This is a genomic window from Bacillus sp. AR2-1 (genome assembly GCF_008368755.1).
GTDB lineage: Bacteria > Bacillota > Bacilli > Bacillales > Bacillaceae_G > Bacillus_A > Bacillus_A wiedmannii.
The window spans coordinates 21,717-37,186 of record NZ_QORY01000031.1; the positions used below are offsets into that span (position 1 = coordinate 21,717).

Annotated in this window: 16 protein-coding genes and 2 pseudogenes; 15 read left to right on the forward strand and 3 right to left on the reverse strand. The window is 36.6% G+C overall.

Features of this window, described 5'->3' with window-relative positions:
* Positions 1-89: 89 nt before the first annotated feature.
* Positions 90-1,469: an O-antigen ligase family protein gene (locus DT250_RS27590; protein ID WP_149214021.1), complete on the reverse strand. Its 1,380-nt coding sequence runs from the start codon at positions 1,467-1,469 to the stop codon at positions 90-92.
* A 311-nt stretch (positions 1,470-1,780) separates the two neighbouring features.
* Between DT250_RS27590 and DT250_RS27595 the strand changes: the two genes are divergently transcribed.
* The 6 genes from DT250_RS27595 to DT250_RS27620 all read left to right on the forward strand — a co-directional run bounded on the left by DT250_RS27595 (position 1,781) and on the right by DT250_RS27620 (position 7,534).
* Positions 1,781-2,569, forward strand: a complete 789-nt coding sequence (locus DT250_RS27595) for an enoyl-CoA hydratase (RefSeq protein WP_098095717.1) — start codon at positions 1,781-1,783, stop codon at positions 2,567-2,569.
* A gap of 113 nt (positions 2,570-2,682) precedes the next feature.
* Positions 2,683-3,000, forward strand: coding sequence for a hypothetical protein (locus DT250_RS27600; protein ID WP_149214022.1), 318 nt, complete (start codon positions 2,683-2,685; stop codon positions 2,998-3,000).
* A gap of 17 nt (positions 3,001-3,017) precedes the next feature.
* Positions 3,018-3,344 carry a nucleoside triphosphate pyrophosphohydrolase gene (locus tag DT250_RS27605; RefSeq protein ID WP_046953867.1) on the forward strand — a complete coding sequence of 109 codons (327 nt, stop codon included), beginning with the start codon at positions 3,018-3,020 and terminating at the stop codon, positions 3,342-3,344.
* A gap of 149 nt (positions 3,345-3,493) precedes the next feature.
* A complete protein-coding gene (locus DT250_RS27610; protein ID WP_149214023.1) occupies positions 3,494-4,543 on the forward strand; it encodes a M42 family metallopeptidase in 1,050 nt (349 codons plus the stop codon).
* Positions 4,544-4,807: 264 nt separating this feature from the next.
* Complete coding sequence (locus DT250_RS27615; RefSeq protein WP_149214024.1) at positions 4,808-6,430, forward strand: N-acetylmuramoyl-L-alanine amidase; 1,623 nt, start codon at positions 4,808-4,810, stop codon at positions 6,428-6,430.
* Positions 6,431-6,580: 150 nt separating this feature from the next.
* Positions 6,581-7,534 (forward strand): TRM11 family SAM-dependent methyltransferase, encoded by a 954-nt coding sequence (locus DT250_RS27620; protein ID WP_149214025.1) that lies wholly within the window; start codon positions 6,581-6,583, stop codon positions 7,532-7,534.
* 141 nt (positions 7,535-7,675) lie between these two features.
* Here DT250_RS27620 and DT250_RS27625 read toward each other — a convergent pair.
* A pseudogene (locus tag DT250_RS27625) lies at positions 7,676-7,876 on the reverse strand (YflJ family protein); the annotation flags it as partial.
* A gap of 132 nt (positions 7,877-8,008) precedes the next feature.
* Here DT250_RS27625 and DT250_RS27630 point away from each other — a divergent pair.
* The 9 genes and pseudogenes from DT250_RS27630 to DT250_RS31875 all read left to right on the forward strand — a co-directional run bounded on the left by DT250_RS27630 (position 8,009) and on the right by DT250_RS31875 (position 14,084).
* The gene (locus DT250_RS27630; RefSeq protein ID WP_149214026.1) at positions 8,009-8,470 is read left to right on the forward strand and encodes a VOC family protein; all 462 of its coding nucleotides are present in this window, start codon (positions 8,009-8,011) and stop codon (positions 8,468-8,470) included.
* Between the two features lie 186 nt (positions 8,471-8,656).
* Positions 8,657-9,709, forward strand: a complete 1,053-nt coding sequence (locus DT250_RS27635; protein WP_149214027.1) for a proline racemase family protein — start codon at positions 8,657-8,659, stop codon at positions 9,707-9,709.
* A 19-nt stretch (positions 9,710-9,728) separates the two neighbouring features.
* Positions 9,729-10,706 (forward strand): ornithine cyclodeaminase family protein, encoded by a 978-nt coding sequence (locus tag DT250_RS27640; RefSeq protein WP_149214028.1) that lies wholly within the window; start codon positions 9,729-9,731, stop codon positions 10,704-10,706.
* Complete coding sequence (locus DT250_RS31865; protein WP_179952868.1) at positions 10,696-10,863, forward strand: hypothetical protein; 168 nt, start codon at positions 10,696-10,698, stop codon at positions 10,861-10,863. Before DT250_RS27640 ends, DT250_RS31865 begins: the two co-directional genes overlap by 11 nt.
* A gap of 195 nt (positions 10,864-11,058) precedes the next feature.
* A pseudogene (locus DT250_RS27645) lies at positions 11,059-11,343 on the forward strand (oligopeptide/dipeptide ABC transporter ATP-binding protein); the annotation flags it as partial.
* Positions 11,336-12,307 (forward strand): ABC transporter ATP-binding protein, encoded by a 972-nt coding sequence (locus DT250_RS27650; protein ID WP_142314899.1) that lies wholly within the window; start codon positions 11,336-11,338, stop codon positions 12,305-12,307. The pseudogene DT250_RS27645 and the gene DT250_RS27650, both read left to right, overlap by 8 nt.
* 653 nt (positions 12,308-12,960) lie before the next feature.
* Complete coding sequence (locus tag DT250_RS27655; RefSeq protein WP_149214029.1) at positions 12,961-13,365, forward strand: alpha-ketoglutarate permease; 405 nt, start codon at positions 12,961-12,963, stop codon at positions 13,363-13,365.
* 288 nt (positions 13,366-13,653) lie between these two features.
* Positions 13,654-13,815 carry a hypothetical protein gene (locus DT250_RS31870; protein ID WP_016513667.1) on the forward strand — a complete coding sequence of 54 codons (162 nt, stop codon included), beginning with the start codon at positions 13,654-13,656 and terminating at the stop codon, positions 13,813-13,815.
* A gap of 110 nt (positions 13,816-13,925) precedes the next feature.
* Positions 13,926-14,084 carry a hypothetical protein gene (locus DT250_RS31875; protein WP_000548946.1) on the forward strand — a complete coding sequence of 53 codons (159 nt, stop codon included), beginning with the start codon at positions 13,926-13,928 and terminating at the stop codon, positions 14,082-14,084.
* Positions 14,085-14,301: 217 nt separating this feature from the next.
* Here DT250_RS31875 and blaIII read toward each other — a convergent pair whose 3' ends face one another.
* Complete coding sequence (gene blaIII, locus DT250_RS27660) at positions 14,302-15,249, reverse strand: class A beta-lactamase BlaIII (RefSeq protein WP_149214030.1); 948 nt, start codon at positions 15,247-15,249, stop codon at positions 14,302-14,304.
* Between the last annotated feature and the right edge of the window lie 221 nt (positions 15,250-15,470).

Sequence of the window (15,470 nt, forward strand, 5' to 3'; positions counted from 1 at the left end):
GGACTTATGCTGTTTGATTGTTGGAAGAAGTAAACATAGTAAGTATAAAAAATGCCATGCCCTTAAAATAGGGGCATGGCATTTCAATGCTATTCAATTTCCAAATCAACAACCATATAAGCAAGTATGACAGTAAAGAATATACTTACGGCTGGTGCTGTTAATACGTGGCCGGACATAAAGGCTATGCCGAGTGATAGGACGAGTGTGCTAGCTAGTAGCATATGCTTTACGCTAAATAGTTTCTTGAAGTTTGTGATGATGCGAATGAATATTTTTATACCGAAATAAAGAAGTGGTAGTAAGTACATAAGGAATCCGACAATACCAAATGCGAAGAATAGGTCATGGAAGTCCATTTCGACTAACTTCATTTTTGTTGTATAGTTACCAGCGTAGCCCATCCCAAATAGTTTTTGAGATAGTGGTGCTTCTTTATAGTATTGTTTATATACTTTTAAAAACTTGTCGCGATCACTGTAAATTAAACTTTTCACTTCAGAGTCTGTTAGTTCGCCTTCTTTATGTTCTTCTTCTTTAATTACTTTTCCTTCTTCTCGGTCTTTTTCTTCTTGTACTGATTTTTTGTATTCATACATTTGTAGATGGATACTCATATTTTTTGCGATAGGAGTGTGCGGTGTAAGGACTAGTAATCCTCCTAATACGACAGCCGCAACCACTGTGTTTACAAGATGTGTGAATCCTTTTCCTTCTTTTTTGCGGTTCATCATATATTCAATGAATGAGAATAGCAGTGCTACGCCAAGTGTAGCAACAATTGCACCGTATCCTACTTTCGTTCCGACCATAATGCTTGCATACATCGCGAGTACAGTTGGAATCCAGTAATAAAATTTCGAGAAAGAAGTTGTTTTATGAACTGAGTATAAGACAACGATTGGGAACATAATTGCAAAAATAGCACTTAAATCATTTCCCGCAAAGAACCAGCCTCTTGAACCGATCTTGGAGTGCGGGTAGCTTTGGAAATCTGTACCTGTTACCATTGCTGCAATGAGTGAAATACTCAAAATTAACGTTGCATATAAGAAATAGGTAATGATTTTATGAAATACATATTCGTTATTTTTTAATTCTTTTAGTGCGATAATATATCCAAACAGTAGTACAATTGGATATACACTTTTCAAAATAAATTTCACTTCTTCTCCAAATGAAACTGGAGATTTGACCATTAAATTATTCACAAGGCCGATTGCGAGTACGATGCCAAAGAGACATAAGTAGAGAATATACTTTTTTGCACCGTGTTGTTTATGATGAAGAAGTAGATAACCTAATGCAAGAAGCATAAAGGCGAAACGGACTACGATTCCGACGGTTGCGCTCATGTGTAATACATAGATTGAAAAAGATGTTAATAAATCTAAAATTGGTTGAAACACAATGAATAGCAGTAGGAAATGCGGGAAGTAGTTATCCGTCTGTTTTAACTTAGTAACCATATGTGCCTCCATTTCTTCATTCCTTTATTTCAGCACTTCTATATATAATAGGAAGGAAAATGAATTTCTATATTTGATTTTTTATATCAAACTTAAGAATACACCATTTCATTGTAATGGTAAATAGATGAAAAGTATGGATAAACCGACTTTAATTGCTATATTTTTCAACGGAATTGTATGTTTTATACGAGGTTATATACAAATTACGAGATTATTAGACAGAAAATTAAGAAAAAAAGAAGGGTTTTTCACCTGCTTTCTATAATTATATAAGTATAATCATTATGTAGAAAAGAGGGGTATATATAATGGAAGTAACAAGTAAAACAGAATCTGTCATTGTGAAATATGAAGGGCACGTTGCAACGGTTATGGTCAATCGCCCAGAGGTGTTAAATGCATTAGATGAGCCAACGTTAAAAGAGCTATTACAAAAGCTGAAAGAAGTTGCGGAGAGTTCTGCTCATATTGTTGTGCTATGCGGAAACGGCCGCGGTTTTTCTGCGGGTGGAGATATTAAATCGATGCTTTCAAGTAATGATGAAAGCAAGTTTGATGGTATTATGAATACTATTTCTGAAGTTGTTGTAACTTTATATACGATGCCGAAGCTTGTTATTAGTGCTATTCATGGACCAACTGCTGGTCTTGGGTTAAGTATTGCGTTAACAGCTGACTATGTGATGGCAGATATATCATCCATTATTGCGATGAACTTTATTGGAATCGCTTTAATTCCAGATGGTGGCGGCCATTTCTTCCTTCAAAAGCGCGTCGGTGAAAATATGACGAAGAAAATTATTTGGGAAGGAAAGAAATTATCAGCAACAGAAGCGCTTGATATCGGTTTAATTGATGAAGTAATCGGCGAGGATTTCCAAACGGCTGTGAAGCAAAAAATTAGTGAATGGTCACAAAAGCCGATTAAAGCGATGGTTCAAACGAAGCAAATTTTATGTGAAGTAAATCGTTCTAATTTAGAACAAACATTGCAGCTTGAAAAACGCGGCCAATATGCGATGAGACAAACAGCGGATCATAAAGAAGGCATTGCTGCATTTTTAGAAAAACGTTTGCCAGCATTTAAAGGGGAATAAAGTGAAGTTTTAATTAATGATAGTTTTACTGCCGGTTAATTTAAGGTAAAGAGGAGAAAGTGCTAACACATTTTAGTATAATTGTGTTAGCACTTTTTTTTAAGGAGTAATGTATGAAGAAAATTATCGGTGTGATCGGCATGATTGTAATAGCATATTATGCTTTGCATAGTACACCATCTATGGCGGTGCGAACTGCTTTGTTTTTTGAAGGACATCCAAGCGTTGCGTTTTCTGGCGAGGTGACGAAAGAAAAAGATGTGAAAAAAGAATCAATTCCAGCTGAGTACCAAACTTTATATGGTAAGGAAGAAGAATCAGAGCACTATTTCTTTCCACACGTAAGGGCACATGGACCTGGAATTGATATGCTTAGTGCGTGCGTGAAGAAAAAATGGTTTTTCTATAAAGCAGAGCTCGGATGTTATTAAATATAGGAGGGTGAATGATGTCAGCATATAACAAGTTAGTAAGAGATCGTGTTCCAGAGAAAATTTTAAGGTCTGGAAAAACATATACAGCACAAAAATTAACAGGACAAGCATACATACAAGCTTTAGCGAAAATTGGAACGGAAGAAATTCGTGAATTCGCTTCTATGAAAGAACGTGAACATGCGCTAGATTCACTTGCGGATGCACTGGAAGTAATTATCTCTTTAGCGCGTGCAGAAGGTGCAACAATTGAAGATGTAGAACGTCTACGAAAGCAAAAAGAAATAGAGCGCGGTGGGTTTGAAAGAGGCATTTATTTATTAGATGTGTCAGAAGAATAGTTTGATAGAAAGCATAGTGTTTATGAATAACGCTATGTTTTTTTGTTAAAGTGAATTTTAATATAATTTAGAAAATTAAACTATATTAGTAGAGGATTCATAGTAAATTCGGTATACTGAATAGTAGAGAAAATGAGGAGGAAACGACAATGGCACATCATACGAAAGAAACGATGGAACTTATTAAGGAGCTTGTCTCTATTCCGAGTCCGTCTGGAAATACAGAGAAAATCATTCGTTTTATTGAAAACTATGTAAGTGAGTGGAACGTAGAAACGAAGCGTAACAATAAAGGCGCTCTTATTTTAACGGTAAAAGGGAAAAATGATGCACAGCACCGTTTATTAACGGCACACGTTGATACGTTAGGGGCGATGGTGAAAGAAATTAAGCCTGACGGTCGTCTAAGTCTTTCTATGATTGGCGGATTTCGCTGGAACTCTGTAGAGGGGGAATATTGCGAAATTGAAACATCAAGCGGTAAGACTTATACAGGAACGATTTTAATACATCAAACATCTGTGCATGTATATAAAGATGCAGGTGAAGCGAAACGCGACGAGAAAAATATTGAGGTTCGTATTGATGAGCGTGTCTTTTCAGCTGATGAAGTACGTGAATTAGGAATTGAAGTAGGAGACTTCGTTTCATTCGATCCGCGCGTTCAAATTACAGAGAGTGGATACATAAAATCACGTCATTTAGATGACAAAGTAAGTGTTGCGATTTTATTAAAATTAATTAAGAGAATACAAGATGAAAACATAACATTACCATATACAACTCATTTCTTAATTTCTAATAATGAAGAGATTGGATACGGTGGTAACTCTAACATTCCAGAAGAAACGGTTGAATATTTAGCAGTTGATATGGGAGCGCTAGGTGATGGACAAGCATCTGACGAGTATACTGTATCTATTTGTGCAAAAGACTCTAGTGGTCCGTATCATTATGCACTGCGTAAACATTTAGTAGAGCTTGCGAAAACGAACAATATTGAATATAAAGTAGATATTTATCCGTACTATGGATCGGATGCATCAGCTGCGATTCACGCTGGATTTGATGTGAAACATGCATTAATTGGAGCGGGTATTGATTCTTCTCATGCATTTGAGCGCACACATGAAAGTTCGATTGTACATACAGAAGCGTTAGTATATGCATATGTAATGTCTCATTTAATTGAAGAATAATTTCATAGAAAATAGAGAGGGCTGATTAAAAATATTATTTTTAATCAGCTTTTCATTTGGTGGGTAATTAATCGCTTTTTGAAATGTATTTATATTTATTATTCCTTATATACCCATTTTTAATAATATAGGTAGGAAACGTATTTACTACAGTGATAGAATGTTATAAACTATTATAGGAGTTATTTACCAGTTAATATTTTTAATATTATTTTGATTAAGAGAATTGTATAACGTGAGATTTCGAGAGGAGATTTAATTTTTATGAAGTACAAGGCAATAGCTGCTGGTATGTTAGCAGCAAGTTTACTAGCTTATCCAGTTAGTAGTTTAGCAGAAACGAAGAAGTTTTCAGATGTTGCAGACGACTCATTTGCAAAAGACGCAATTTACTATTTAGTAGATCGAGATGTAATTAGCGGTATGACAAGTGATACGTTTGCGCCAAAAGGTCTTTTAACACGTGCGGAAGCAGCGACAATTATAGCGAAAGCAATTGGATTAAAAGTGGATCCAGCTGGGAAACCATCTTTTAATGATTCAAAAAATCATTGGGCAACTCAGTATATTGCAGCAATTGAAAAAGAAAATATTATTGCAGGCCGAGGAGCAGGCGTATTTGATCCTGATGGAAAAGTAACGCGTGCTGAAATGGCTTCTATGCTTGTTAAGGCTTATAAATTAAAAGGTTTAGTACAAGCCCCAATCACGAATAAATTTACTGATTTAGAAGGTCATTTCGGTAAAGAAGCAGCAAATATTTTAGTAGCGTTAGAGATTTCAGCGGGTACTGGGAAGACAATTTGGAGTCCAAATCAGTCTATACCACGTGAGCAAGCAGCGCAAATGACGTATAAAGCGGACAAGCTAAAGAAAAATAATGATAATACGAGCAAACCAGAAGAAACAACGAAGGAAATGTATATAGATCGTAAGTTTATTACATATCACCAACCATCTTTATCTTCAGGAATTACTGACATGCAACATGATCCACAAAAAGTTGTAGTAAAAGAAGAGCGAGATGGATGGATTAAAATTGTAACGAGCAAAGGTGAGAAATGGACACCTTTAAAAGAAAAAACAGAAGTTATTAATGAAGGATTTACAACATATGCAGAAGCGTCACATTCTTCTAAAGTGCTAGCGAAACGTGAAGCGCAAAAAGTAGTAGTTGTTGAAGAAAAAGATAGTTGGATTCGTATCCGTACAAATAGTGGCTTCCAATGGGTGGATAAAAATCAATTAAACCCAGTAAAACAAGAGAACTTCTTAGAAGGTAAAGCGATTATTATTGATCCAGGTCACGGTGGAATTGACTCGGGTAATGTTGGTTATTATGAGGAAGAAAGTAAAATCGTATTAGACACATCTTTACGATTACAAAAAATATTTGAGAACAAGACACCATTTACTGTTAAGTTAACACGTACGAACGATACACGCCCAGGAGTAGATTCTAGCGATTCTTTAAGAAAAAGAGTAGAATTTGCTAATGAAAATAAGGGTGATATCTTCGTAAGTATTCACGGTAACGGTTCTACAGGTAAAGATGGACATGGTACAGAAACATTCTATTATGCAGCAGCACCGACAAGATCAACGAATCCACATTCGGAAGACAGTCGCTTATTAGCAGACAAAATTCAAAAACGCCTTGTAGCAGCACTTGGAACACATGACCGTGGTGTGAAAAAGGATAATTGGTACGTAATAAAATATAATACAATGCCAGCTGTACTAACAGAATTAGCATTTGTAGATAATAAGAATGATGCAAATAAACTCGCTACAGCAGCACAGAAACAACGTGCAGCAGAAGCGATTTATCAAGGGATTTTAGATTATTACGAAGCAAAGGGTAATAACGTATCTTCTTTCCGTTAAGGAATCAAAAGAGATTGCCAATAGGCAGTCTCTTTTATTTATTAACGTTTCTCTTTATTTCTGGCATGTGATATCATTTAATTTTACGTAAAAAAGATATTCGAATAATTGTAATCATAATAATTTTAAACGATAGAGGATGATCATAGATTGAATAATCATAGTAAAACACCTGCATGTATATATACGTATGCATTTCGCGAGGAGGAGCGTGCTTTATGTTACTTGGAAATGCGCTCGTTCTTTGGAACGGAGTCTCACGTTAATATTTTGAAAAGTGATGTCAAAATTGAACCGAGTAGAAGTGCATTTATTAAAGAGCGCGTTGAGGTTATGTATGAAGGAGACGACTTAGAAAGTATTTTAAAACAAGTAGAACAAATTGATTTGGCGGGGGCGTCATTTAAAGTTATCTTCGTTAAAATCAATGATCTTGGCAAAGAAAATAAAATTGAATATGGGGAAAGACGTCTCATTGAACGCGACCTCGGTATGCATATTGAAGGAGAAGCAGATGTTCGTAATCCAGAGCGTGTATTCGGGATTGTTCCTCTTGGAGGACGCTGGTACTTCGGACACTATGTAGAAAGTGAGCCAGTTTGGTATCATCACATAAAAAAACCGCACAGTTATTCGACATCTCTTAGCACACGTGTTGCGCGATCAGTTGCAAATATCGCTGTACCAAATCCAGATGGAGTACGAGCAATTGACCCGTGCTGCGGTATTGGAACAGTAGTAGTAGAAGCACTTTCTATGGGAATTAACATCGTTGGTAGAGATATAAATCCACTTGTGGTGCTTGGAACGAGAAAAAACATCGCACATTTCGGATTTGAAGGGACAGTAACAATAGGTCCAATTGAGGAAATTACTGAGAACTACGACGTTGCAATTATCGATATGCCGTACGACTTATTTACGCATGCAACACCAGAAGACCAGTTTTCCATTCTTTCAAGCGCGCGCCGCATCGCTAAAAAGGTAGTCGTTGTCACGATGGAAACAATGGACGACATGATTCATGAAGCAGGATTTGAAATTACAGATCGCTGTATTACAAGAAAAGGATCATTTACTAGACAAATTCTTGTTTGTGAATAAGAAAGGAAGGTCACCCGTTTGGGTGACCTTTTTTGTTTGTATTGATGTGTGATTGGTTGGTAGTTTAGATAGATGAATTAGCGGAATTTGTCGGTAAGTCGATATCCTATGTTGAATTGTTGATATCGTTACATTATTATATTACTGTTCTTTTAATTTCTCTTGTTGTGCAAGTAATAAATTGCGTAAGACGTGCCCGCGGTAACTTTCTAGTTTTCGTCCTTCAAGATAGCGCACGCCTAATTTTTTTAATTCAGCTACGTACCAGCCTTTCGTTCCGTAATACATTGGATCACTTCCTTTTTGCTTTTGAACAGTATATGTGGCGGGGGGAGAGAATTTTCTTTTTTATTCAGCATTAGGACTACAAAATTGAAAAAAGATTTAAGGGGAATATGATATTACTTCTATTTCTAGGTTATTAAAATAGGCTTTATAGTAAGAATTTCTAAAAATATTAAGGGGGAATATGCTTTGTTTCCAGGTACTTTATATGAAACGCATGTTAAAACAAAAAATTTAGAAGTAGCAAAAGAGTTTTATACGAAACTTGGATTATTTCATGCTCGCACAATTGAAGAACGCCGTGTCGCATTCTTTTGGTTTGATAAAGATAATAAGAAGGAACAAATGCTGGGCATTTGGGAGGTATCAGAAGAGGAATTCCATAAAAGTCACTTTGCATTCAAGGTTAACTATGAAGAAATCACTCATGCAAGAGAATGGCTTCTTAATAAAGGAATAAACCCAAGGTCCGCTTTCGGTCTTGAACCGTCTGAGCCTATGGTTCAGACGTGGACACCTACTGCGAATCTTTACTTTTATGATCCGGACGGTAATTCTTTAGAATTTCTATGTTTACTTCCTGAAAAGAAAAACGTAAAACAAGATGTCATGCATTTAAGTGAGTGGGAAAAATTTCCGAGTGACATATAAATTTGATTTTGGCTCCAATCCCGCGAAATAATTTAAGAAGGAACCATAACTTTGCTCAAGTAGTGACGTTATGGCTTTTTTGTTTTGTGCGGGCTAAGAGTCACTCACTGTCTACTGTATAAAAAAATAGACAGTAGTGTATGCTTTTTTACACAATGTATACCAATTTATACCCTATGCGTTGGCATGATATTTGCAATAAAAATAGTATCAACATATAGGGGAGAGATAGAAATGAAGGTTAGTAAAGTGTACACGACAATTGATGCTCACGTAGCTGGGGAACCGCTTCGAATTATTACAGGCGGCGTGCCAGAAATAAAAGGGGAAACGCAGCTAGAAAGACGCGCGTACTGTATGGAGAATTTGGACCACCTTCGCGAGGTTCTTATGTATGAACCGAGAGGACATCACGGTATGTACGGTTGTATCATTACTCCACCTGCAAGTGCTCACGCTGATTTTGGCGTATTATTTATGCATAATGAAGGCTGGAGTACGATGTGTGGGCACGGCATTATCGCTGTTATTACAGTCGGAATTGAAACAGGTATGTTTGAAGTGACAGGTGAGAAACAAAAGTTCATTATTGATAGCCCTGCCGGGGAAGTGATTGCGTACGCAAAATATAACGGGAGCGAAGTAGAGTCCGTATCATTTGAAAATGTCCCTTCATTTGTATACAAAAAAGATGTTCCTATTAAAATAGATAACTATGAATTTCAAGTAGATATCGCGTTTGGTGGAGCATTCTACGCGGTAGTAGATAGTAAAGAACTTGGTTTGAAGGTTGATTTCAAAGACTTAGCTGCTATTCAAGCGTGGGGCGGTAAAATTAAGCACTACATCGAGAGCAAAATGGAAGTAAAGCATCCGCTTGAAGAAGGGTTAAAAGGAATATACGGCGTTATTTTCTCAGATGAACCGAAAGGGGAAGACGCAACTTTACGAAATGTAACAATCTTTGCTGATGGGCAAGTTGATCGTTCTCCTTGTGGCACAGGAACTTCCGCAAGAATCGCAACTCTTTTTGAAAGAGATGCCTTACAAAAGGGAGAACTTTTCGTCCACGAATGCATTACTGACGGGAAATTCGAGGGGGAAGTATTGTCGGTAACAGCGGTAGATACATATGAAGCTGTCGTTCCGAAAATAACGGGGCATGCATTTATTACAGGGTTTCATCAATTCGTTATAGATCCGAGAGATGATTTGAATCGGGGATTTTTGTTAGGATAAGAGGAGGAGGTGGAAAGATATGCTAGTCATAAGCGCGAACGAACAACGAAACTTAGTAAATATGAATGAAGTCATTGAATACGCGGCGCTTGCTTTAAAAGAATTTTCCGCAGAAAGAACGATTACACCAATTCGCAGCTCATTACCATTTGCGAACGAGCAAAACACTGCATTAATTATGCCTTCAGTAGCGGAAGGACTTGAGGTACTTGGCTTAAAAGTAGTAACAGTAGTCCCCGAGAACAAAAAGATAGGAAAGAAAACGATAAACGGGATTGTTATGCTATCAGACTTTCAAACGGGAGAACCGCTCGCACTTTTAGAAGGATCCTACTTAACGATGATTCGAACAGGGGCTCTATCAGGAGTAGCGACAAAACATTTAGCTCGTCATAACGCAAAAACTTTATGCATAATCGGGACCGGAGAACAGGCGAAGGGAATTGCAGAAGCTGTATTTGCGGTAAGAGCTATCGAAAAAGTCATTTTATACAATCGAACAGAAGAAAAAGCATATGCATTTGCGCAATATATACAAGAGAGATTCAATAAACCTGCATATGTCTATTCCAATGCAAATGAAGCAATAAGCGAAGCAGACATCATCATCACAACTACGAACGCATCCACACCAGTCTTCTCAGAAAAACTACAAAAAGGCGTTCACGTAAACGCCGTTGGCTCATTCAGGCCAAACATGCAAGAATTACCATCTCACGCTATCGCGGGTGCTAACAAAGTAGTAGTCGAATCAAAAGAAGCAGCATTAGAAGAAACAGGTGACCTTCAAGTTCCAGTGCGAGAAGGTTTATTTGAAGCAAGCGACATCCACGCTGAACTCGGCCAAATCATAAGCGGGGAAAAAGCCGGCCGCGAAAACGATGAAGAGATTACCGTTTTCAAATCGGTTGGTTTGGCGGTAGTGGATATTATTGTTGCGAAGTATTTGTATGAGAAAGCGGTGGAGCGTGGAGTGGGGAATAGGATTGAGTTTTGAGAGACTGCCTGTTGGTGGTCTTTTTTGTTTGTGGGCGTGGTACGGTTGCGGGCAAGCAGAAGGCTTATCCTATGGATTTTCTAACTTTTTATCCATTTATTATGCATACAAGATTTTAACGAGAAGTATGTTTCAATTTTTCCATCTTTCAGTTTGAAGACAAGTTGATCAGCATATAAATTAATTTCTTTGTAGGTTACAACACCTTTCTGATAGGACACATTGACTACTTGGTATCAAAGTAGCCTTTTTCATTTTTGTTTTCCTATTTTGAGTGTTATGGTCTTAACTTTGAATAACAAACTCTATTAATATAAAATATAGAAACAATTCACAAGAAAGAATCATGTAAGAAGGACCTGTATTTGATATTTTCCAATCACCGAATCATCCATATACGAAAGGGCTATTAAACTCCTTGCCGAAAATATCGAACGGCGTAAAAGAAAGACTCGCGCCAATTCAAGGTGTAACGCCTAACTTATTAAACCCGCCACAAGGTTGCCCATTCGCAGAGCGTTGCCCGCATGCGATGGAAATTTGTGAAAAAGAACGTCCGCCATATTTTGAAATCGGAAACGAAAGACGTTCCATGTGTTGGTTAAACGATAGGGCGGTAGGTGATTCACATGCATGAAGAAAACTTAATTGAAGTTCGGAACTTAAAAAAATATTTTCCTATTAAAAAGGGACTATTCGGCAGAAAAATAGAGCAATTAAAAGCAGTCGATGACTTAAGCTTCACAATTAAAAAAGGTGAAACATTCGGATTAGTAGGCGAATCGGGCTGCGGAAAATCAACGACAGGAAGAAGCATCATTCGTTTACACGATGTCACTTCAGGGAACATCCTATTCGACGGAAAAGACATCGCAAGTTTAAAGGAAAGTGAACTAAAAGAATATAGAAAACGAATGCAAATCATTTTCCAAGATCCATACGCATCATTAAACCCAGCAATGAATGTATTCCAAATTATTAGCGAACCAATGAACATTCACGGCACTTATGAAAAAGAAGAACAAAAAGAAATCATCTTAGACCTGCTAAAAAAGGTAGGCCTAAAAGAAGAACACTTATATCGCTACCCGCACGAATTTAGCGGAGGACAAAGACAGCGCATCAGCATCGCGCGCGCACTATCTGTAAAACCAGATTTTATCCTATGTGACGAACCAATCTCAGCACCAGATGTCTCAGTCCAAGCACAAGTCGTAAACATGCTGCAAGACATCCAAGAAGAAACAGGTGTCACATACTTATTCATCGCACATGACCTATCAATGGTACGGCACATATCAGACAGAATCGGAGTCATGTACCTAGGAAACATAGTAGAAATTGCCGACAGCGAAGACCTATACACAAAACCGGCACATCCATACACACAAGCACTACTCTCATCCATGCCAGAACCAGACCCAACAAGCACAGGCAAAGAACGGATCATCCTGCAAGGCGAAGTACCAAGCCCGCTAAACTCACCATCCGGCTGCAAATTCAGAACGCGCTGCAAATTCGCCACTGAAAAATGCGCGCAGGAAGTACCGAAGATGGTTGAGATTGAGAAGGGGCATGAGGTGGCTTGTCATTTGTTTTAGAGGGAGAGCATCGGGGGAACCTGGTGGTATTTCAGTTGGTAATATGATAACTGGTATGGCTTGTAACGTTAAATAATTTATATAATAAACAATAAACATAAAAAAGAGCTAAGGTTCTCATACAGCTGTAGCTCTTTTTTATGTTTGTTAAATAATATCCTTTCAAAAAAATATTTAAGTCTATATTTATAATTTTTTCTATCTCAATGCATAAAGACAGGGGAGGATTATATTTAATTCCCTGCCATACTTCTGATGTGGTGGACATCAGTGAGATGTGGTGTTTTGTTCACGGATTTTTAACATCTTTATTTACAGTGTTTTGAATGTAAACTAATAATAAAAAGTTTGCTTTCAAATTAGAAAAGGTTAGTCCTCACTCCACTCCAGCTAAAAACCTTACACCCAAAAACAAAGGGGAACTCAATTGTTCAAACTCATATAAAGTTTCAATCTTGTCTAAGCATTCATTAGGATATACAATTGATCATCTATTTTTCTTTACATAATCTCCAGATACAGTCCATATCAACTATAGATTCTTGTCTTATGCTAAATGTAATCAAAAAGCAAGTAGATAAAGATAATGACTAAAACATTAACTCTAGATACTTTTTTGATGAATATTACAAATAAACAGGAGGTAATGAAAAATGATTAAAACATTATTAGCAGGAGCACTTTTAAGTACAGGATTGGTAGCGGGAGGTGCAGTAGGTGCAGATGATGCGAAAATGGACAATTTAAAGTCAAATGAAGATAGTTCAAATCAAGTAATTACACAAAGTGCAGATGGAACAACGTCTTTCTCACAAAACTTTGATTTACCTAAAGATGCAGTGCCAGCAACTCCTAAAGGAGACGCAAAAACTGTTGAAAGAACAGAAGGTATAGGTTCTCAAGAAGGAAAAATGGTACCAACAAAAGAAGGTACAGATTCTCAATCTGGATTTGAAATGGGAGCCCCTGAAAAACTAGAACATGCAAAAACTGTTGAAAGAACAGAGGGTACAGACTCTCAAGAAGGAAAAATGGTACCAGCAAAAGAAGGAAATTAAATAATATATAGTTATAACGAAGAGCATCCAAAAAGTGGTGCTCTTTTTATATTATAGGGATTAACCAGTTTTACTGAATATAGAACTGTAGGAGGAATTGAGACTAGAACATGGGGGCCTATCTCTTCAAATCATGGTGTTTAGGGCAATAGTTTTGGTGGTGACGTTATAATACAAACATTTTATTAGAGATTTTCTAAATTTACATACACTCTAGATAGACTACATATCAACTTCAGATACTTGTTTTATGATACAAGTAATCAAACAAAAGGAGGGCGATACAAAATGATTAAAACAGTATTAACAGGGCACTCTTTTATGTACAGGAGATTATTAGCAGGTGGAGCAAATGTTGAAGATATACAGACAGATAAGCATATTCCATATGAACAAGATGAATTGCAGCAAACTCTAGAAAAGTACGATTCGAAGAAGTTTGAGTTATAAAAAGAAAATAGATAAATGAACAAGAGAAAAGTATTTTTATTTTCATTTGGATATAGGACTTGAATCAAACTTTTATACTAAAATATATAGGGCAAAAAGGAGGGAGTACATTGCACAAAATTATTTATGGAATATTAATTTTAATATATACTTTGTATTCATTTTTTGTAAGTGATGGAAGTGAAGTAAGGTTTATTATGCTGTTAACTATAGTACTTATCTTTTCTGTGGTTTTAGAAAAAGGAAATGCAAACAAAACGACTGATTAAAGGTCTTTTTGTTTGCATTTTTTAGTTGGCTATTAAAGTCCAGATGTTTTAGGGATAGCACCAAATCGCCATCAAGCTTAAAGAATGATTTATCCCCAAACAATAAAAATGAGCTTTTTATTACAAGTTAGCACCAAATTTCGTTTTTGGGACACTATTAAATTTTTAGTTGATGAAAACACCCGCCTAAAATAGAAAACTTTTAACATATTATCATTTATTCCGTAGCTTTTAAGGTATTTAACACGACTTTGGTTGCATCTGCAATAAGTTTATCATCGTATTTAGCATCTTCTTTATCATGATTAGAAAGTATAGCAAGAACAATTGGCTTTTTATTTGGTGGCCAAATAATTGCGATATCATTTCTTGTTCCGTAAGATCCCGCGCCTGTTTTATCAGCTACTTCCCATCCTTTTGGTACGCCCGCACGAATCAATTTATCTCCAGTTGTATTTCTCTTCATCCAATCTACTAATAGTTCACGTTTTTCTGTTGGAAGTGCAGTCCCTAATGTAAATGATTGAAGCGTCTTAGCTATTGCTTCTGGTGTACTGGTATCATGTGTTTCTCCTGGATGCACTTCATTTAATTCAGGTTCAAATCGTTCTGAAGTAGTAACAGTATCTCCCATTTCTCTCAAGATTTTTTCAAATTCAGAGGGACCTCCTAACTGTTTAAGAATCAAATTATGTGCTGTGCTGTCACTATATCGAACAGAAGCATCTGCAAGTTCTTTTAACGTCATTCCTGTATCAACATGCTTTTCAGTAATTGGATTATAATTAGAAAGATCTTCAGGAGTATACGTAATCCTTTGATCAAGAGCTTCTAATGAGTTCTTGCGTAAAAGAGCGCCCACAGCTAATGATTTAGATGTAGATGCAAACGCAAAACGATCATCTGAATGATAAGCAATAGTTTGATTCGTACCTGTGTCCAGTGCATAAATACCAAGCTTAGCATCATATTCTTTTTCAAGTTTAGCAAAAGATTGATTTCCTGTATTTTCTTGTTTAATTTGATTAGCTTGATTCGTTTGTTTAGGTGGTTCAGATTGAGCATTACTATTGGAACAGCCTATAAGTGATACACATGAAAGTAATACTACAGGTACAATCTTTTTGTAATGTAAAATGTTAAAGAACTTGTTTAAAACGAACATAAATTTTCAACCTCTTTCAAGAATATATGGATTTTGTCTAGGTATTCTAAATACTAATGCAATTAAAGATGGCATTGGGTAACAATACTACTGCAGCTAAAATTTCACAGGTTAAATGACATCCAAAACGTTTATCCCGCATTAACGGGCAGTAAGACCCCCGCTGATTAAAGTTTCACTTTATATGATTGATAAGTCACAGTTTGCGTTATTTCTTTTTT